This is a genomic window from Wolbachia endosymbiont of Glossina morsitans morsitans (assembly GCF_000689175.1).
GTDB lineage: Bacteria > Pseudomonadota > Alphaproteobacteria > Rickettsiales > Anaplasmataceae > Wolbachia > Wolbachia pipientis.
This window is the reverse complement of record NZ_AWUH01000017.1, coordinates 1-2,400: the sequence shown is the minus strand read 5'-3', so window position 1 is coordinate 2,400 and position 2,400 is coordinate 1. Positions and strand designations below refer to the sequence as shown.

Below are 2,400 nucleotides of genomic sequence, written 5' to 3'. Positions count from 1 at the left end.
TTTTAATAGCAAACAGGGGAGAAATTCCCTGCAGGGTTATCAGAACTGCTCGTAGGATGGGTATATCTTGTGTATGCGTATATTCGGATGGAGATGTAAATTCTGTGCATGTAAGACAAGCAGATGAGTCAAGATATATCGGCCCTTCGCCTTCTTGCCTCAGTTATTTAAACATTGAAAAAATATGCGAGGTAGCAGTTGAAACAGGTGCGCAGGCAGTTCATCCTGGCTATGGTTTTTTAGCAGAAAATCCAGATTTTCCACGTGCTCTTCAAAAACATAATATAGACTTCATCGGTCCCAGTGCAGAAACAATAGAAGTTACAGCCAACAAAATAACAGCAAAAGAAGCGGCAAAAAAAGCTGGAGTGAATGTAGTGCCAGGGTATATGGGTAAGATTAGCGACGCTGCCCACGCAGCTCAAGTTGCTGAAGAAATTGGCTTTCCGGTTATGCTTAAAGCTGCATCAGGCGGTGGTGGCAAAGGAATGCGAATTGTAAACTCCAAAAAAGAAATTGAACTAGCATTTACATCAGCCACAAATGAAGCAGAGAAAAGTTTTAAGGATGGCAGTATCTTTATAGAGAAATATATAGAGTTGCCAAGACATATTGAAATACAAATCATAGCAGATAAATATGGCAATATAGTTTGTCTTGGAGAAAGAGAATGCTCGGTACAAAGGAATAATCAAGAAAATAATAGAAGAAACGCCAAGTCCATTCATTAGTGAAGAAGTAAGACAAAAAATGTATGTTCAATGTGTTTTTCTGGCAAAGCAAGTTGGCTATTTTTCAGCAGGCACTGTTGAGTTTGTTGTAGAATAAAGACCAAAAACTTCTATTTTCTTGAGGTAAATACGAGATTGCAAGTTGAGCATCCAGTAACAGAATTTATAACTGGAATAGACATAGTAGAAGAAATGATCAGAACTTCCTGTGGAGAGAAATTGAGATTCAATCAGGATGATATTAAACTTACTGGTTCTGCAATAGAAAGTAGAATTTGCGCTGAAGACCCATCGAAGAAATTTTTCCCTTCCAGCGGAAGAATAAAATATTACGATAAACCGGGTGAAAATGATTATGTAAGAATAGATGATGGAGTTGCTGCAGGTTCAGAAATTAGCATGTTCTATGATTCGATGATTGCCAAAGTGATAACATATGGAAAAGATAGAGTAGAAGCGATCAGCAGAATGCAAAAAGCATTGTCTGAATGCTATATAGAAGGAGTAAGAAATAATATAGAATTTCTAGAATCCATCTTCCATCACCCAAATTTTATCGCAGCAAAGCTCCATACGAGATTCATTCCAGATCATTACCCTAGTGGGTTTCACGGCGATTTTGTTACAGAGGAGTATATTAAAATATTTATTTTCACTGCGTTATATGTTCATTTGGAAAATGAAGAAAGGTACCATTATAAAGCAGTGAATGAAACATCTCAGGTGTCATTCCAGTGCGTGACACTGGAATCTAGTAAAAAGAAGGGGCACCAGTATCAGCCACTCGGATGGCAGGTGACCGTGCAAGAGATTTATTCATAGTGAATATAAATGACAATGAGTACTCCGTAAATGCAAAATGCCAAGATAATATATTAATAACGGTATATAATCACAATAAATACTCCGTTATAGGCAAGTGGAAATCAAGTTATAGATTGCTATATATCACAATTAATGACGATACCAATATAGCACTTAAAATAGAAAGACAAGGCAGCAAGTACTTCATAAGACATGCAGGTATGAAAGCTGAGTGTTGTATATTAAAACCTCATGTAGCTGAATTAAGTAAGTTAATGCTAAATAATGAAACAGAAGGGATTTCAGCAGATGCTGTAAAATCCCCAATATCTGGTTTATTAGTTAAATTGCACGTAAATGTAGGAGATCAGGTGGAAATAGGACAACCTTTATTTGTGGTGGAGGCAATGAAAATGGAAAATATCATATGTGCTGAAGCAGCAATGGTGATAAAAAATATTCCCGTTCAAGAAGGAAAAAATGTGCAGATTGGTGATGTAGTCTGCTTTCTTAAATAACATAAGAAGTACAAACTTGACCCAAACAAGATAAATGAAAACACTTGATGAGCTATGGCAATGGCTATTGGTATGTGTAACAAAAGAGTAACCACTCCTAAAATTATCTGAATGATGATGGAGAGCAGCATAATATATACCGGTTTTACGCTAGCATTTTTTACTGTGAGTATTACTACCAAAGTTAGTATTAGCAATGCCAGTGCTCGATGTATAAATTGCACTGTCGCTCTGTTCTCAAAGATATTCAGCCATATAGGGTGTAAGAAAAATAAATCTTCTGGAACGATTTGTCCGTCCATTAGTGGAAAGGTATTGTAAATCAAACCAGCATTTAATCCCGCAAC

At 36.5% G+C, this 2,400-nt stretch carries 1 protein-coding gene and 1 pseudogene; one reads left to right on the top strand and one right to left on the bottom strand.

Features of this window, described 5'->3' with window-relative positions; genetic code table 11:
- A pseudogene (locus tag WGMM_RS00565) lies at positions 1 to 2,053 on the top strand (ATP-binding protein); the annotation flags it as partial.
- On the opposite strand, the gene WGMM_RS00560 reads toward WGMM_RS00565, so the two are convergent.
- Positions 2,002 to 2,400: COX15/CtaA family protein (locus WGMM_RS00560; RefSeq protein WP_038248413.1), on the bottom strand; the 399-nt coding region annotated here is incomplete at its 5' end. The pseudogene WGMM_RS00565 and the gene WGMM_RS00560 sit on opposite strands and share 52 nt — an antisense overlap.